15 protein-coding genes are annotated in these 13,905 nt (G+C 64.0%); 6 read left to right on the plus strand and 9 right to left on the minus strand.

The features are described from left to right. Positions 1-16: 16 nt before the first annotated feature. Positions 17-1,345: an ABC transporter permease gene (locus tag V4T21_RS12075; RefSeq protein WP_332717002.1), complete on the plus strand. Its 1,329-nt coding sequence runs from the start codon at positions 17-19 to the stop codon at positions 1,343-1,345. Between the two features lie 30 nt (positions 1,346-1,375). Beyond that, positions 1,376-1,870 carry a copper chaperone PCu(A)C gene (locus V4T21_RS12080; protein ID WP_332717004.1) on the plus strand — a complete coding sequence of 165 codons (495 nt, stop codon included), beginning with the start codon at positions 1,376-1,378 and terminating at the stop codon, positions 1,868-1,870. A 75-nt stretch (positions 1,871-1,945) separates the two neighbouring features. On the opposite strand, the gene V4T21_RS12085 is transcribed toward V4T21_RS12080, so the two are convergent. Continuing rightward, positions 1,946-2,431, minus strand: a complete 486-nt coding sequence (locus tag V4T21_RS12085) for a TlpA family protein disulfide reductase (protein WP_332717006.1) — start codon at positions 2,429-2,431, stop codon at positions 1,946-1,948. Between the two features lie 95 nt (positions 2,432-2,526). Here V4T21_RS12085 and ilvA point away from each other — a divergent pair, with 95 nt between their 5' ends. Then, a complete protein-coding gene (ilvA, locus tag V4T21_RS12090) occupies positions 2,527-4,044 on the plus strand; it encodes a threonine ammonia-lyase, biosynthetic (protein WP_332717009.1) in 1,518 nt (505 codons plus the stop codon). Between the two features lie 28 nt (positions 4,045-4,072). Here ilvA and V4T21_RS12095 read toward each other — a convergent pair whose 3' ends face one another. From V4T21_RS12095 to V4T21_RS12110, 4 genes are all read right to left on the minus strand, one after another. Then, the gene (locus tag V4T21_RS12095; protein WP_332717012.1) at positions 4,073-5,341 is read right to left on the minus strand and encodes a TRAP transporter large permease; all 1,269 of its coding nucleotides are present in this window, start codon (positions 5,339-5,341) and stop codon (positions 4,073-4,075) included. Further along, positions 5,341-5,844 carry a TRAP transporter small permease gene (locus V4T21_RS12100; RefSeq protein WP_332717015.1) on the minus strand — a complete coding sequence of 168 codons (504 nt, stop codon included), beginning with the start codon at positions 5,842-5,844 and terminating at the stop codon, positions 5,341-5,343. Before V4T21_RS12100 ends, V4T21_RS12095 begins: the two co-directional genes overlap by 1 nt. After that, positions 5,844-6,830, minus strand: coding sequence for a TRAP transporter substrate-binding protein (locus V4T21_RS12105; protein WP_332717018.1), 987 nt, complete (start codon positions 6,828-6,830; stop codon positions 5,844-5,846). The genes V4T21_RS12100 and V4T21_RS12105 overlap by 1 nt, the downstream gene beginning before the upstream one ends. 66 nt (positions 6,831-6,896) lie before the next feature. Further along, positions 6,897-8,003 (minus strand): M24 family metallopeptidase, encoded by a 1,107-nt coding sequence (locus V4T21_RS12110; protein ID WP_332717021.1) that lies wholly within the window; start codon positions 8,001-8,003, stop codon positions 6,897-6,899. Positions 8,004-8,245: 242 nt separating this feature from the next. Here V4T21_RS12110 and V4T21_RS12115 point away from each other — a divergent pair, with 242 nt between their 5' ends. Next, positions 8,246-8,755 (plus strand): winged helix DNA-binding protein, encoded by a 510-nt coding sequence (locus V4T21_RS12115; protein WP_332717024.1) that lies wholly within the window; start codon positions 8,246-8,248, stop codon positions 8,753-8,755. A gap of 31 nt (positions 8,756-8,786) precedes the next feature. On the opposite strand, the gene V4T21_RS12120 is transcribed toward V4T21_RS12115, so the two are convergent. Beyond that, on the minus strand, positions 8,787-9,026 hold the full coding sequence (locus V4T21_RS12120) for a hypothetical protein (RefSeq protein WP_332717028.1): 240 nt from the start codon (positions 9,024-9,026) through the stop codon (positions 8,787-8,789). Positions 9,027-9,162: 136 nt separating this feature from the next. On the opposite strand from V4T21_RS12120, the gene chrA reads away from it, so the two are divergent. Beyond that, positions 9,163-10,362: a chromate efflux transporter gene (gene chrA / locus V4T21_RS12125; protein ID WP_332717031.1), complete on the plus strand. Its 1,200-nt coding sequence runs from the start codon at positions 9,163-9,165 to the stop codon at positions 10,360-10,362. On the opposite strand, the gene V4T21_RS12130 is transcribed toward chrA, so the two are convergent. The 3 genes from V4T21_RS12130 to V4T21_RS12140 are packed head-to-tail and all read right to left on the minus strand — an operon-like array spanning position 10,359 to position 12,263. After that, a complete protein-coding gene (locus tag V4T21_RS12130; protein ID WP_332717034.1) occupies positions 10,359-10,982 on the minus strand; it encodes an SCO family protein in 624 nt (207 codons plus the stop codon). The two genes, chrA and V4T21_RS12130, sit on opposite strands and share 4 nt — an antisense overlap. 1 nt (position 10,983) lies before the next feature. Further along, positions 10,984-11,850 carry a copper chaperone PCu(A)C domain-containing protein gene (locus tag V4T21_RS12135; RefSeq protein WP_332717037.1) on the minus strand — a complete coding sequence of 289 codons (867 nt, stop codon included), beginning with the start codon at positions 11,848-11,850 and terminating at the stop codon, positions 10,984-10,986. A 59-nt stretch (positions 11,851-11,909) separates the two neighbouring features. Further along, positions 11,910-12,263 carry a hypothetical protein gene (locus V4T21_RS12140; RefSeq protein WP_332717040.1) on the minus strand — a complete coding sequence of 118 codons (354 nt, stop codon included), beginning with the start codon at positions 12,261-12,263 and terminating at the stop codon, positions 11,910-11,912. 461 nt (positions 12,264-12,724) lie between these two features. Here V4T21_RS12140 and ytfQ point away from each other — a divergent pair, with 461 nt between their 5' ends. Continuing rightward, entirely contained in the window at positions 12,725-13,699 is a 975-nt protein-coding gene (ytfQ, locus tag V4T21_RS12145) for a galactofuranose ABC transporter, galactofuranose-binding protein YtfQ (protein WP_332717043.1), read from the plus strand. The last annotated feature ends 206 nt before the right edge of the window (positions 13,700-13,905 follow it).

Below are 13,905 nucleotides of genomic sequence, written 5' to 3' on the forward strand. Positions count from 1 at the left end.
GCCCCACAGCGATATCATGAACCCCCTCAGCCCCCTCTACCGCGCCATCGAATGGCTGCCGGTCACAGCGCAGGACGCCATCGTCCTTATCGTCCTGTTGCTCCCTGCCCTGATCGTGGGTGGCCTCGTCCTGTTCGGCTATCGCCCCTTCTCCCTCGTGCGCGCCATGCTCTGGCGTTTCCGCTGGACCAACACGCTCTTCATCGCCCTGATCGCCATATCGGTCGGCATAGGCGTCGGCCTCATCGCCCAGGAGCGTGGCCTGCGTCAGGGCACCGCCCGCGCCGCCGATCCGTTCGATCTGGTGATCGCCGCCCCCGGCAGCGAAATCACCATGCTGTTCGCCGCCGTCTATCTCCAACCCTCCGACGTCCCCCTGCTCTCGGGCGATATCTACGACCGGGTCGCCACCGCTCCCGACGTATCGCTGGCCGCTCCCATCGCCTATGGCGACAGCTTCAATTCCTATCCCATCGTCGGCTCCACCGCCCAGTTTGTCACTCACATGTCCGAAGCCCTCGCCGAAGGCGAGATGTTTGCCGCCCACGCCGATGCCGTCATCGGCGCCCGTGTCGATCTCTCCATCGGCGACAGCTTCACCCCCGCCCATGGCGTGGGCGACGCCGCCGAGCACGACGCGCACGCCCATGTGGAATACACGGTCTCGGGTCGCATGCAGCCCACCGGCTCTCCTTGGGATCGCGCCATCATCGTGCCCGTCGAAGCGGTATGGGAAATCCACGGCCTCGCCAACGGGCACGCTCCCGAAAACGCCGACCAGCTCGGCCCACCCTTCGATCCGGACTATTTCCCCGGCACGCCGGCGATCCTGGTTTCAGCCGAACAGCTCTACGTCAACTATGCGCTGCGCGCCCAGTTCACGACAGCCGAAACCATGGCCTTCTTTCCCGGTGCCGTCCTCGCCAGCCTGCATTCGCTGATGGGCGACGTGCGCCAGGTGATGAGCATCATGGCCATCGTCACCCAAATCCTCGTCACCGCCGGCGTCCTTGCGGGGCTGGTCATCCTCACCCGCCTCTTTGCCCGCCGCCTCGCACTGCTCCGCGCTCTGGGCGCCCCGGCCCGGTTCGTTTTCTCGGTGGTCTGGTCCTATGCCGCCACGTTGATTTTCCTCGGCGCCATCGGCGGCGTCGCCGTGGGCTTTGCCGCCGCCGCGATCATCTCGCGCATCGTCACCGATCAGACCGACATTCTGGTATCCGCCACGCTGAGCTGGCCCGAGTTCCACCTGGTCGCCGGCTTCGTCAGCCTCACCGTCATTCTCGCCCTCGTCCCCGCCTTCATTGCTTTGTCACGACCCGTAGTTACAGATCTGCGCAGTTAGTTTATAACATTCAGCACACGAAACTGGATCATGATCAGAGCCGCCGTCCTCTCCCTCGCTCTCCTGGCCACCCCCGCCTTCGCGCAGGAAGTCCACGACGGTCATGAGGATCACGACGACCATGTCGCCGAGGCCAACGGCATCCGCGCCCTGCACGCCTGGACCAACGCCACCAGCGGTTCTACCGCGCTAGTGTATGTCGAGATCGAAAACGGTTCGGACGCCGAAGTCATCCTGACGGGCGGCGAGACCGAAATCGCCCAGTCCGTCGAACTGGTGGGCCTGCAGAACTCAGGCGGCGAGCTTTCCTACACCGCGATCCCCGAAATGCCGATCGCTGCCGGCTCGGAAATGGTCCTCTCCCCCAACGGCCTCGCCCTCCAGCTCAACGGCCTCAGCGAGGCTCTGGTCGAAGGCGAGCATTTTCACATCGATATCGAATTCGGCGACATCCATCTCGACACCTCCGTCGAAATCCAGTCCGCCACCGCCACCCAGCACAGCCACGCCGGGCACAATCACTAGAGTGTAGAAGACCGCACCACGCGCTTCTCTTCTCCCCTCGTCGTCCTCGGGCTCGACTCGAGGACCCACGACCTCTCACCGGCCCTCAGAAGATCCGACAAACCCCATCATCTCCCCGGTCTCTTCCGCATCCCCCCAATTCACCGCCCCCTGCTGCCGCCACGGCATCGCCCCCGCGCCATCCACAACCACCGTGCTCGGATATCCCAATATCGCGAACGCGTTCCCCACATTCCCCTCGACCTGCCGCCAGCTTTCCAGCCCCACGCCCAGCTCGTCCAGAAACGCGGCCACCCGCTCGTAATCGAGCGTATCCACCGAAACGAGCACCAGCCGTTCGCCCAGGTCCTCCGCCTCGGCGAAAGCCTCCAACTCGGGCAATTCCTCCCGGCAGGGCGCGCACCACGTCGCCCAGAAGTGGAGAATGGTCGGTCCCTCGACAAGCTCGGAAAGATCCACTATCCGCCCGCTGCCATCCTCGAGCATCACCGCCGGCTGCGCCGACGCGTTCGCGCCGAACGCCAGCCCGGCCAAAAGAGCAAGTGCCAAAGTCCTCGTCATGTGCCCTCCCTACCGCGTCCCGATGACCCTGCGGTGACACATTCCCTCGCGCGCCGGTGGCTGCTAAGACGGTGCCAAATACCCGAAGGCCCCCCATGCACGATATCATCCGCGCCATCCTCTCCTCCTCGGTTTACGACGCCGCCGTCGAGACTCCGCTCGAAAAGATGGGTCCACTTTCGGACAAGCTCGGTCGCCCGGTGTTCCTCAAGCGCGAAGATTTGCAGCCGGTCTTTTCCTTCAAGCTGCGCGGCGCCTACAACAAGCTCGCCTCCCTCACCGAGGCCGACAAGGCCAAGGGTGTCATCTGCGCCTCGGCCGGCAATCACGCACAGGGCCTCGCCTATTCGGCCACCCGCATGGGCCTGCGCTCCGTCATCGTCATGCCCACCACCACCCCCTCGATCAAGATCGAGGCCGTCAAGCGCCTGGGCGGCGAAGTGGTCATCCACGGCGACGCGTTCGATGACGCGCGCCTGCACGCGCTGGCTCTGTGCGATGCCCAGAACCTCACCTTCGTGCATCCCTATGACGACACCGAAGTCATTGCCGGCCAAGGCACCATCGGCATGGAAATCCTGCGCCAGCATGGGGGCCCAATCGCCGCGCTCTATCTCCCCATCGGTGGCGGCGGTCTGGCTGCTGGTGTAGCCGCTTACGCCAAATTCCTCAGACCTGACATCAAGATCATCGGCGTCGAGCCCGAGGACGCCGCCTCGATGAAAGCCGCCCTCGCCGCCGGCCGCCCCGTCCCGCTCAACGAGGTCGGCATCTTCGCCGATGGCGTCGCGGTCAGGGAAGCGGGCGAAAAGACCTTCGATATTCTCAAGGATACGCTCGACGATATCGTCACGGTTTCCACCGACGAGATCTGCGCCGCCATCAAGGACATTTTCGAGCACACCCGCGCCATCGCCGAACCGGCCGGCGCCGTCTCGCTGGCCGGCCTGCGCAAGCACGCTCCGACGCTGCAAGCCCCGGGCGCCGCCATCGCCATCTGCTCGGGCGCCAACATCAATTTCGACCGCCTGCGCCACGTCGCCGAACGAGCCGAGCTGGGCGAGCGCGCCGAGGCCGTCCTCGCCGTCACCATCCCGGAAAAGCCCGGCTCCTATCGCGCCTTCATGCGGCTTTTGGGTGCCCGCGCGGTCACCGAGTTCAATTACCGCATCGCGCCGGGCAACAGCGCCCACATCTTCGTAGGGGTCGGCCTCAAGGGCGGAGATGCTGAAAAGGCCGAGCTCATCGCGCTGCTGCGCGAGCACGGCCATAAGGTCCTCGACCTGTCCGACAACGAGGTCGCCAAGCTCCACATCCGCTATATGGTTGGCGGCCGCGTCGAAGGTTTGCGCAATGAATTACTCTACCGCTTCGAATTCCCCGAACGCCCCGGCGCGCTCCTGAAATTCCTCGAAGGCCTGGCGCCCGATTGGAACATCTCACTGTTCCACTACCGCAATCACGGCTCCGACTACGGCCGTATCCTCGCCGGCATCCAGGTCCCGCCCGCCGAACGGGAAGCGTTCGAAGCCTATCTCGACACCCTCGGCTACGCCCATTGGGATGAAACCGACAACCCGGCCTATTCCATGTTCCTGGCCGCCGCCGGTTAGACCCGGGCTCGTGGCCCGGGTCTGGGTCTTATCCCAGAAGGCCGGGCAAAAAGGTCACCATCTGCGGGAAGGCAACCATCAGTAGCGTGATCGCCATGGTGATGGCGACGAATGGCCAGATATCGACCTTGAACACCGATATCTTGGCGATATCGGCGGCAATGAAGAGCTGCAGCCCCACCGGTGGCGTTATCGTTCCCACCATAATGGTGACGATCACGACCATGGCGAACTGGAGCTGATCGATGCCGAAGGTCGAAACCAGCGGCATGAAGATCGGCACGAAGATCAGCATCGCCGCCGTGCCTTCGACGAACAGCCCGATGATCAGGAACAGGCCGATGACGATCATCATGAAGATCATCGGATCGTCGGTGACCGACCCCAGCCACCCCTGCATCATAAAGCCGAAGCCCGACGTGGTGAGCGCGAACCCGAACACCGACCCGGCCGCGATGATGAACACGGGCACCGCCGTCGCCTCCACCGTTTCGGCCAGGATGGGCAGCATGTCCTTGATGGTCAGTTCGCGATAAACGAAGAACCCCAGGAACAGGGCGTAGGCGCAGGCGATCACCCCCGCTTCGGTGGGCGTGGTCGCCCCGGTGAAGATACCGCCCAGGATGAATACCGGCGCGAGCAGTGCCGGCAATGCACCGAGCACCGGCCTCAACCGTCCCTGCCAGGGCGTATATTCATCGCGCGGATAGCCACGACGCACGGCGAGGAACCAGACGACGAGCATCATCCCGATCCCGATCACCAGACCGGGAATGACCCCTGCGAGAAACAGCGCGCCGACCGAGATATTGGTCACCGACCCGTAGATCACCATGGTGATCGAAGGCGGAATGATCGCCCCGATCGTTGCCGAAGCCGAGTTGACGCCTGCGGCGAAGCCCTTGTCATAGCCCTGCCTTGCCATGTGCGGGATCAGGATGCGCCCCTGCGACGCCGCGTCGGCGGTCGCCGAGCCCGACATGCCGGCGAAAAAGATCGACGCCAGCACGTCCACCTGCGCCGATCCGCCCGGAAAGTGCCCGACAAACCCCTTTGCCACGCCCAGCAGCCTGTCGGTCAGCCCGCCACGGTTCATGATGACGGCAGCGAAGATGAAGAACGGCACGGCCAGAAGCGTATAGGAATTGACCGCTCCCAACATGCGCTCGGCGGCGATGGTCACCGGCATCCCGCCCACGAACAGCGAGAGCATCCCCGCCACCAGCATGGCGGCGGCCACCGATGTTCCCGTCAGCAGCAGAACGACGAAGGAGATGAGAAGAACCGCAAGCTCCATCACACCACCTCATGGGGTGTTGGCGCCGTTTTCGCCCGCCGCGAGAGAAGTCCGCGAACCACATAGATCAGCGCCAGCCCGGCGCCCACCGGCACCGCGAGGTAGAAGATCACCCGAGGCACGCCCTGCACCGTGTAAAACGTCGTCGCGCGGTACTGCCAGGCCGTGAGCGCACCCGACCAGAGCATGATCGCGACCGCCGCCAGTTCCACGAGACGCCGGAACGTATCGGCCACCAGCCACTGTTTATCCGGCAGGAGCCCCACCAGCGCATCGAGTTTGATATGGGCGTCCTTGGCGAACGCCACGGCCACCCCGAGGAAAGTGATCCAGACGAACAGATATCGGCTGACTTCCTCGGCCCAGGCCTGGGGGTTGCCGAAAAAGAAGCGCAGGACGACCTGAATGAAGGTGAGAACGACGATGGCGGCCACCAGAATCGCCCCCACGGCAAGGAGCAGCCGCACGAAGCGGCTGTCCTCATTGTGCGAGATTGGCTCCATTATTGCGCCGCCAGCAGGTCGAGCAATTCGGCTGATCCGTCGCCCCGCGCCCGGACTTCCTCGATCAGCGGGGTCATGGCGTCGCGCCATTCCTGCGGATCGGCCGGGTCGGCAACCGTCACCCCCGCTTCGGCCAATAGATCGTAAGCAGCCTGCTCAGCGGGAATGTTGACCTCCTCGTCGAGCGCCTGCGTGATCTGAATTGCAGCGGTTTTCAAAAGCTCTTGGTCTTCCGGCGGAAGCGCCGCGAACTTTTGTTCGTTCATGGCGAACAGCATCGCCCCGAACATATGCCCGGTCTTAAGCAGCGATCCCGAGACCTCCTCGAAATGCATGTCGAGCGCCGTTGCGGGAGGCGAATCCAGCCCCTCGGCCACCCCCGTCTGCATAGCCGTATAGACCTCGCCCCAGGTTACCGGGGTGGGCCGCGCGCCCATCAGTTCAAACATCTTGATGAACACATAGTTCTCCGGCGAGCGGATTGTCATTCCTTGCATTTCGGCGATGGTCGTGGGCGGGGTTTCGGCTGTGAACAGCAGGTCGCGGAAGCCCAAGCCGAAATAGCCCAGAACCTCGATATTGCCCGCCTCGCGCATGCCGTCGGCCAGCGCCTCGCCGAACTCGCCCCGGAAGGCGGTGCTGGCGTGGTCCCAGTCGCGGAACACGAAGGGCAGCGAGGTCACCGACATGGGCGCCCACACGTGATCGGTGATCCCGGTCGAGGTGATCGAGATATCCACCGCCCCCTGATTGACGAGGTCGAAGGCCTCGCGTTCCTGCCCGAGCTGGGCGGCGGGGAACACCTGTATGGTGATCCGCCCCTCGCTCATTTCGTTGACCGCTTCGGCAAAGCGGTTCGCCGCAAGGTCCGCGGCCCCACCCACGGCGTGATGGTGGCCGAGCCTGAAGGTCTGCGCATTGGCAAACCCGGCAAGCATGGAAACCGCGGCAAAAGCGGCGGCTCCCAGAAGGTGTTTAATCCCCATAATGTTCTCTCCTTTGTTTTTTATTGAAAAAGCCGCGGCCTTTTGCGGGCCGCGGCTTTCGAAAGCTCAGTAGCTGACCGTCTGTCCGATCACCGGCAGTTCGCGCGGAGCGAACCCCAGTGTCAGCAGCCGGAAGCCGTTTTCGGTCACCACCAGAAGGTCCTCGGTGTGGTACATCGATCCCTGCTCGTCGCGCGTGCCGGGCTCGATGTTGATCACCATGCCGGGCTTGAGCGGCGTCTTGTCTCCGGGCCGAAGCATGGGGGTCTCGTGCAGTTCCACCCCGAAGCTGTGCCCGATATGGGGCATGTGGAAGGCGATGCCGTTCTTTTTGAACTCGTCGACGCAGATATGGAACAGGTCCTCGGCGAGGATTCCCGGCTCCACCGCGTTGATCGTCGCCACCTGCGCATCGACCAGCGCCGCGTAGGTCTGCTTCTGCATGTCGCTCGGCGAGCCCGCCGAATAGGTCCGCGCGAAATCGCTGGCATAGGCGCCATAGGTGCCGCCCACATCGAAACGGATCATCTCGCCTTCCTTGGGAGCGATTTCCGGATCGGCGATGTGGTGGGCTTCCGCCGTGCGCTTGCCGCTCGAAAAGCACATGAACAGCGTACCGTCCGCGCCGTAGCTGATGATGTTGGACGCGATCCTGTCCGCCATCTGCCGTTCGGTTTCCCCCAGCTTTGCCGCCGCCATGGCGTCGAGCACGGCGCGATGGGTCTGCTTGGTCGTCGCCTCGAGCAGGTCGATCACCTCGGGCGTCTTGATGGCGCGCACCGCCGCTATCGCCTCGGTCGTATTGACCAGCTTGAGTTCGGGCAGCGCCGCCATCAGCCGCTCATGCGAGCTGGCCGGCAGGTAATCGAGATCCATCCCGATCCGGCCCTTGTCGAGCCCGGCGCTCTTGAGCGCCTTCACCAGCTCATCGATGGGATTTTCGGCAAACTCGATATAGGTGCGCAGATCGGTGATCCAGCTTTCCGAGCGGGTCAGCCCCTCCTCGATCTTGCAAATCACCATGAACGGCTCCTTGTCCGCCGGCAGCACCGCGAAGGCCTGACGCGGGCGGATCTTGCCGACCGTCAGCACATAGGCGCCGGAGACATAGGTGAAATTCTCCGGGCTCATCGCCACCAGCGCGTCCAGCCCCTCGGCTTTGACGAGCTGCATCAATGCATCCCGGTTGGGTACAAACTTCATAACAATGGTCCTCACTTTGCAGCCTTCCGGCCGTTACCCCTCAACGTTGTCACCATTTCGAATTCATTTCAACGGTAAATTACGTGCAAAAAGAGCCTATTATAGGTGCAATCTGCTTATTGATTGCGCACGAAAAACAAACGCGATAAGGCGACTGCGATACCGGAATCTGCTAAGGAAGAAGCGTGATGATCATCAGCCTGGAGGCGCAAATGTCAGCCAAGACCGATACCGAACTGGACAAGGTGATGGCGGAGAATTCGGCATTGATGACCCAGTTCGAACAGGCGCTGATCGTCTCCAAAAACGCCTTCGAGCAATGGGTCGTCCGCTGCGGCGCCGCTGCCGGTATGAAGGGCTTTTCCCCACTCGAACTGCTGGTCCTGCACAAGGTTTCCGGCCACGAGCGGCCCAAGCGGATCGCCGACATCTGCTTTTCCATAAAGATCGAGGATACCCACCTCGTCTCCTACGCCCTGCGCAAGCTGGGCAAGGCCGGCTACGTGCAGAGCCGCAAGCAAGGCAAGGAGACCTTTTATTCGGCAACGGCGGCCGGCGGCGAAGTGGTCGACAACTACAAGGCGGTGCGCCGCAAATATCTTATCCGCTCGCTCTCGATGCTGTCATCGAGCGAGGTCGATCTCGAACATCTCGCCTCGATCCTGCACGCGCTTTCCGGCATCTACGAGCAGGCGGCCCGCAACGTCGAATATTCGCTCTAACCGAGCCAAATCGGCCGATGGCCGGGCGAATCTATTCGCCACCACCTCCACCGCCGTCTCCTCCGCCACCACCGAACCCGCCAGTGTCGGACGCGTCGGCGTCGCCCCGGCTGTCGTGGTGACCCGACGTCGCCATGACAGGCGCCCCCGAATCTCCACCGGTGTCGCCTCGCCGCGAATTGCTGCCCGTTCGCGTGAAGGCCCGGACGAACAGCACGGCAATGCCGAGCAAAACGACGATGGCGAAAATGCCGATAGGTTCGATGGTCATGGCGGCACCCTAGCCTCATGACATAACGCAAGGCAATTGCGGGCGCCTCCATGAACTTTCCATGACATTGCCTCCGGCCCCTTGTCAGCCCGCGCCGCCTGTCGCACACATCGCCCGATAAACAAGGGGACCGCCGATGGCCGAGCACGACGACGATCCATCCAGCACCTGGGGCACGCCCGCCGAAGTCTTTCTCGCTTTTCTCAAGCTCGGTCTCACCGCCTTCGGCGGCCCCATCGCCCATCTGGGCTATTTCCGCGACGAGTTCGTCACCCGCCGCCGCTGGCTGTCCGAAGCCGCCTATGCCGATCTCGTCGCGCTGTGCCAGTTCCTCCCCGGCCCCGCGTCCAGCCAGGTCGGCTTCGGGCTGGGACTGATGCGTGCCGGCCCGCTCGGGGCGCTGGCCGCCTTTCTCGCCTTCACTCTTCCCTCGGCCATCCTCATGGTGGCCTTCGCATTCGGCGCCGCTATGATCGAAGGCCCGATCGGGTCGGGCATCCTCACCGGCCTCAAGATCGTCGCAGTCGCCATCGTCGCGCAGGCCGTCTGGGGCATGGCGAAATCGCTCACCCCCGACCGCCAGCGCGCCACCATCGCGGTTCTCGCGGTCCTCATCGTCATCGCGCTGGGCGGTTCGCTCGGCCAGGTCGCCGCCATCGTCTTCGGCGCGGTCGCCGGATACACGGTCTGCCGCAACCTCGCGCTTCCCGAGGCGGGCTCGATGTCCTTCCCGGTCAGCCGGACCGTCGGTATCGTCGCCCTCTGTGCGTTTTTCGCCCTTCTCGCCGGCCTGCCGCTGCTGGCGGGCACCGGCCAGCCCCTCGCCGTCTTCGATGCCTTCTATCGGGCCGGCTCGCTGGTCTTCGGTGGCGGCCACGTCGTCCTGCCCCTGCTCGAAGCCGAAACCGTTGCACGCGGCTGGGTCGGCGGAGATGGCTTCCTCGCCGGCTATGGCGCGGCCCAGGCGGTGCCCGGCCCGCTCTTCACCTTCGCCGCCTATCTGGGCGCCGTCCTCGGCCCCGAGCCCAACGGCATCGCCGGCGCGGCCATCGCCCTGGCCGCGGTCTTCCTCCCCGGCTTCCTGCTGCTGGTGGGCGCGCTGCCGTTCTGGAACGCCCTGCGCGCCCGCCCCTGGGCGCGCGCCGCGATGGCGGGCACCAACGCCGCCGTGGTCGGCATCCTCGGCGCCGCGCTCTACGATCCGGTGTTCACCTCGGCAATAACCAGCCCCGGCGCTTTCGCGCTGGCGCTGGTCTGCTTCGCACTTCTGATGGTGTGGAAGGCCCCGCCCTGGCTGGTGGTGGTCGTCGCAGCCATAGGCGGGATCGCCGTTTAGCTTGCGATCAGCCGCCGCAGCTTGCCAATCGCGGTCTCCGAGTTTTCCTCATAAGCGATAGTGCCGAAGAACTGCCCGTTCTCATCGAGCAGGAATACCGAAGCGGTGTGATTGACGTTATAGCCGCCGCCTTCGAGCGGCGCCTTCTCGGCCATCACGCCCCAGGCTTCGGTCATCTTCTCGATCTCCGCCGGTTCGCCAGTGAGCCCGGTGATCTTGTCGGAAACCCAGCCCACATACTCGCCTAGCACCTCTGGCGTATCGCGCTCGGGATCGACGCTGACGAAATAGGCATCGACCGCGTCGGCGTCATCGCCGAGTTCGGCGAACCAATGCTGCATGTCGCCCAGCGTCGTGGGGCACACATCGGGACAGTGTGTGAACCCGAAGAACACCAGCGAACGCCGGCCGACGAACACCGAATCGTCCGCGGGCTCGCCCTCATGAGTCACGAGTTGATAGTCCCCCGCCCCATATTGTTCTTCCGGTGCCGCCGCCAATTGCGTGGACCCCGATTGCGGCTGGGAGAATGTGTTCGAATACCACAGCCACCCCGCGCCGACCGCCGCCACGGCAACCAGCGTCCAGAGAACCGTGCGAACCGTCTTGAGCGCACCCATCTCAGTGTCCTTCATGTTCGGAATGATCGCTCATGGACGAAGCGCCGAACGCCTCGACCGCAAGCTCGATTTCGACCTCGCCCGCATGCTCGAAGGTCAGCGTCACCGGCACCGTCTCGCCCTCGACGAAGGGCTGGGAAATCTGCATAAACATCAGATGCAGCCCGCCCGGCGCCAGCGCCACCGTTTCGCCGGCCGGAATGTCCAGCCCGTCGGGCAGTTGCGACATCTGCATCACATCGTTGATCACCGCCATCTCGTGAACCTGCACGTCGGGCGAAAACGAGGACGCCGCCCCGATCAGCCTATCGGCTTCCGTCCCATTGTTGGTGATCGTCACATACCCGCCCCCGACGGGCGCATTGGGCAGGGTTGCGCGGGTGAAAGCGCCCGAAAGCGTCAGATCGCCCACCGTCACCCCGTTCGCCGCGTGGGCATGCGCATCCCCGCTGCCTTCTCCCAGGCTCACCACCGGGTCCCAGCCCATAGCCACGTCGCCGCAATATTGCTCGACGGGAAACACGATATCGCTTTCAGGCGCGTCCTCGGCGAAACTGCCGGTAAAGACGAAGGTTTCCACCGCGTCGTCGGCCACCGAGCCGCCCGACCATTCGATATGGCCGTCCCCCTGGTCCAGCGTCCAGCCGTCCTTGGCTTCCGCCTCGGCATCGACAAAGCCCTCGGGCAAGGTCACCCGCACCCTGTCGGTCGGCGCGCCGTCGCAGCCATGGGGCAGGATCAGCACGCCCCGATAGCTTTCGCCGGGCGCCGAGGTGCCGGTCTCAAATGTCATATGCGCCATGGCAGGCGCCGCGAATGTGCTCAAAGCTGCGGCGGCGAGTGCCACGCGCGAAAGAATGCCGATCATTTTCGATCTCCAGCAAATATAGGTCCAAACATTGGGGAGCGACCGGGTCGCTCCGGGGTTCAGACCAGTGCCGGCGGCGCTCGCGGATTGGCCGATCCATAGCCGTCCTGCTCGCGAACGAGATCATCGGCGAGGATGAACCCGGCATCGGCCAGCGCGACATAAGCCGGCTCGGCCACGCATGGCGCGGGCGGCAGGTCCGCCACCCCGGCGCGGCAGGCATGGCACGGCAGATGACCATCGCCCTCGCCATCGGGGCTGGAGCCGCAAAACGAGAGGTCGGCGACTGTCCATTGCAGCCCGTCATCGACCTGGGCCACGGCAACCGGCTGATGCGCGAACGACAGGAACACCAGCGCCAGCACGGCCAGCGCCTTTACGATCTCCCCGCCGATGTCGCGCACAAGGCCCATGCCCCGGCATCCTTCGGTTCTTGCGTTCGCAAGCCTTTTACACCATTCCGCAACAACGCCAATGCGTCATCTTGCTTGTGCCGGAAGATGACATTCGCCTGAGCGTTTAGTCATACTTATACGCCCTCCACAAGCCTCCTGGCCGATTCCGACATCGCCGTTTCCCGGTGGAGATGCCGTTGCTGGACCCCGGGATTTAATCCCGGGGTGACACGGTGCGACGATGGCACGGCTGCGCCACATCCCTAATCTGTCATTCCGGGATTTGTTCCCGGAATCCAATGCTGACTCGGCCACGGGCACGAAATCCGGTGTGTCACATGCCACTGCCCATACCCAATTTTCACACCCTCCCCAACCCAACTTTCCGCCTTTACATATAGTAATACTATATGCAATTGTTCGCATCGCGGCCCGGACCGGAGGGAGGCTTCGCCCGGCGCCAAAAGGAGGAAAAATCCATGAAATTCGTAAAGCAGCTCGCGCTGGGCGTGAGCACTGTCGCCATCCTCACCTCGGCCGCGATGGCTCAGGATGGTCTGTCCGGCATGACCATCGGCTTTTCGCAGATCGGTTCCGAGTCCGGCTGGCGCGCCGCCGAAACCTCGGTCACCCGATCCGAGGCCGAAGCGCGCGGCATCAATCTGCAGTTCTCCGATGCCCAGCAACGCCAGGAAAACCAGATCCGCGCCATTCGCTCGTTCGTCGCCCAGGGCGTCGATGCCATCCTGCTCGCTCCGGTGGTTGCCACCGGTTGGGAGGAAGTTCTGACCGAAGCGCGCGACGCCGAAATCCCCGTCGTCCTTATGGACCGCGGCATCGACGGCCCCGAAGACCTCTACCTCACCGCCGTCATGTCCGATCAGATTCTCGAAGGCCGCGTCGCCGGCGAGTGGCTTGCCGAAACGGTGGGCGATGAGGAATGCCGCGTCGTCGAGCTTCAGGGCACCGTCGGCTCCTCGCCCGCCATCAACCGCAAGCAGGGTTTCGAGGAAGCCATCGCCGACTTCCCCAATATCGAGATCGTGCGCTCCCAGACCGGCGATTTCACCCGCGCGCTGGGCAAGCAGGTGATGGAAGGGTTCCTGCGCGCCGAAGGCGGCGGCGCCGACATCTGCGCGCTCTACGCCCACAACGACGACATGGCCGTCGGCGCCATCCAGGCAATCCGCGAAGCCGGTCTCACGCCGGGCGAAGACATCCTCGTCGTCTCCATCGACGCAGTGCCCGACATCTTTACTGCCATGGCGGCCGGTGAAGCCAACGCCACGGTGGAGCTCACCCCCAACATGGCGGGCCCGAGCTTCGACGCGCTCGAAGCCTATCTCATCGACGGGGTCGAGCCCGAAAAGCTCATCATCACCGAATCCACCCTCTACACACAGGACGACGACCCCGAAGGCGAAGCCCAACGCCGCCGCGACCTGGGGTATTGATGGGGTTGGTGTCTGCCGAAAGGCTGCGCACCCCTCACCCCCGACCCCTCTCCCTCAAGGGGAGAGGGGGGCTCATCCGGCAGCGTCGAAGCTCTTACCGAAACGCTGCGGCACTCTACCCTTCTCCCCTTGAGGGATTGAGGAGTGTCCCGAAGGGCAAATCTCTCCGGTGGAGAGATTTGAATGACGAAAGTGGGCCCGCGAAG

Origin of the sequence: Pelagibacterium mangrovi (assembly GCF_036662815.1) — a bacterium.
Taxonomy (GTDB): Bacteria; Pseudomonadota; Alphaproteobacteria; order Rhizobiales; family Devosiaceae; genus Pelagibacterium; species Pelagibacterium mangrovi.

What these genes read in the sequence shown, in the direction of transcription:
- V4T21_RS12105 (WP_332717018.1), bottom strand. Translation starts at nt 6,830, where the DNA reads ATGGGGATTAAACACCTTCTGGGAGCCGCCGCTTTTGCCGCGGTTTCC.
- V4T21_RS12110 (WP_332717021.1), bottom strand. Translation starts at nt 8,003, where the DNA reads ATGCAGCTCGTCAAAGCCGAGGGGCTGGACGCGCTGGTGGCGATGAGC.
- ytfQ (WP_332717043.1), top strand. Translation starts at nt 12,725, where the DNA reads ATGAAATTCGTAAAGCAGCTCGCGCTGGGCGTGAGCACTGTCGCCATC.
- V4T21_RS12115 (WP_332717024.1), top strand. Translation starts at nt 8,246, where the DNA reads ATGTCAGCCAAGACCGATACCGAACTGGACAAGGTGATGGCGGAGAAT.
- V4T21_RS12135 (WP_332717037.1), bottom strand. Translation starts at nt 11,850, where the DNA reads ATGATCGGCATTCTTTCGCGCGTGGCACTCGCCGCCGCAGCTTTGAGC.
- V4T21_RS12095 (WP_332717012.1), bottom strand. Translation starts at nt 5,341, where the DNA reads ATGGAGCTTGCGGTTCTTCTCATCTCCTTCGTCGTTCTGCTGCTGACG.
- chrA (WP_332717031.1), top strand. Translation starts at nt 9,163, where the DNA reads ATGGCCGAGCACGACGACGATCCATCCAGCACCTGGGGCACGCCCGCC.
- V4T21_RS12075 (WP_332717002.1), top strand. Translation starts at nt 17, where the DNA reads ATGAACCCCCTCAGCCCCCTCTACCGCGCCATCGAATGGCTGCCGGTC.
- V4T21_RS12120 (WP_332717028.1), bottom strand. Translation starts at nt 9,026, where the DNA reads ATGACCATCGAACCTATCGGCATTTTCGCCATCGTCGTTTTGCTCGGC.
- V4T21_RS12080 (WP_332717004.1), top strand. Translation starts at nt 1,376, where the DNA reads ATGATCAGAGCCGCCGTCCTCTCCCTCGCTCTCCTGGCCACCCCCGCC.
- V4T21_RS12130 (WP_332717034.1), bottom strand. Translation starts at nt 10,982, where the DNA reads ATGGGTGCGCTCAAGACGGTTCGCACGGTTCTCTGGACGCTGGTTGCC.
- V4T21_RS12140 (WP_332717040.1), bottom strand. Translation starts at nt 12,263, where the DNA reads ATGGGCCTTGTGCGCGACATCGGCGGGGAGATCGTAAAGGCGCTGGCC.
- V4T21_RS12100 (WP_332717015.1), bottom strand. Translation starts at nt 5,844, where the DNA reads ATGGAGCCAATCTCGCACAATGAGGACAGCCGCTTCGTGCGGCTGCTC.
- V4T21_RS12085 (WP_332717006.1), bottom strand. Translation starts at nt 2,431, where the DNA reads ATGACGAGGACTTTGGCACTTGCTCTTTTGGCCGGGCTGGCGTTCGGC.
- ilvA (WP_332717009.1), top strand. Translation starts at nt 2,527, where the DNA reads ATGCACGATATCATCCGCGCCATCCTCTCCTCCTCGGTTTACGACGCC.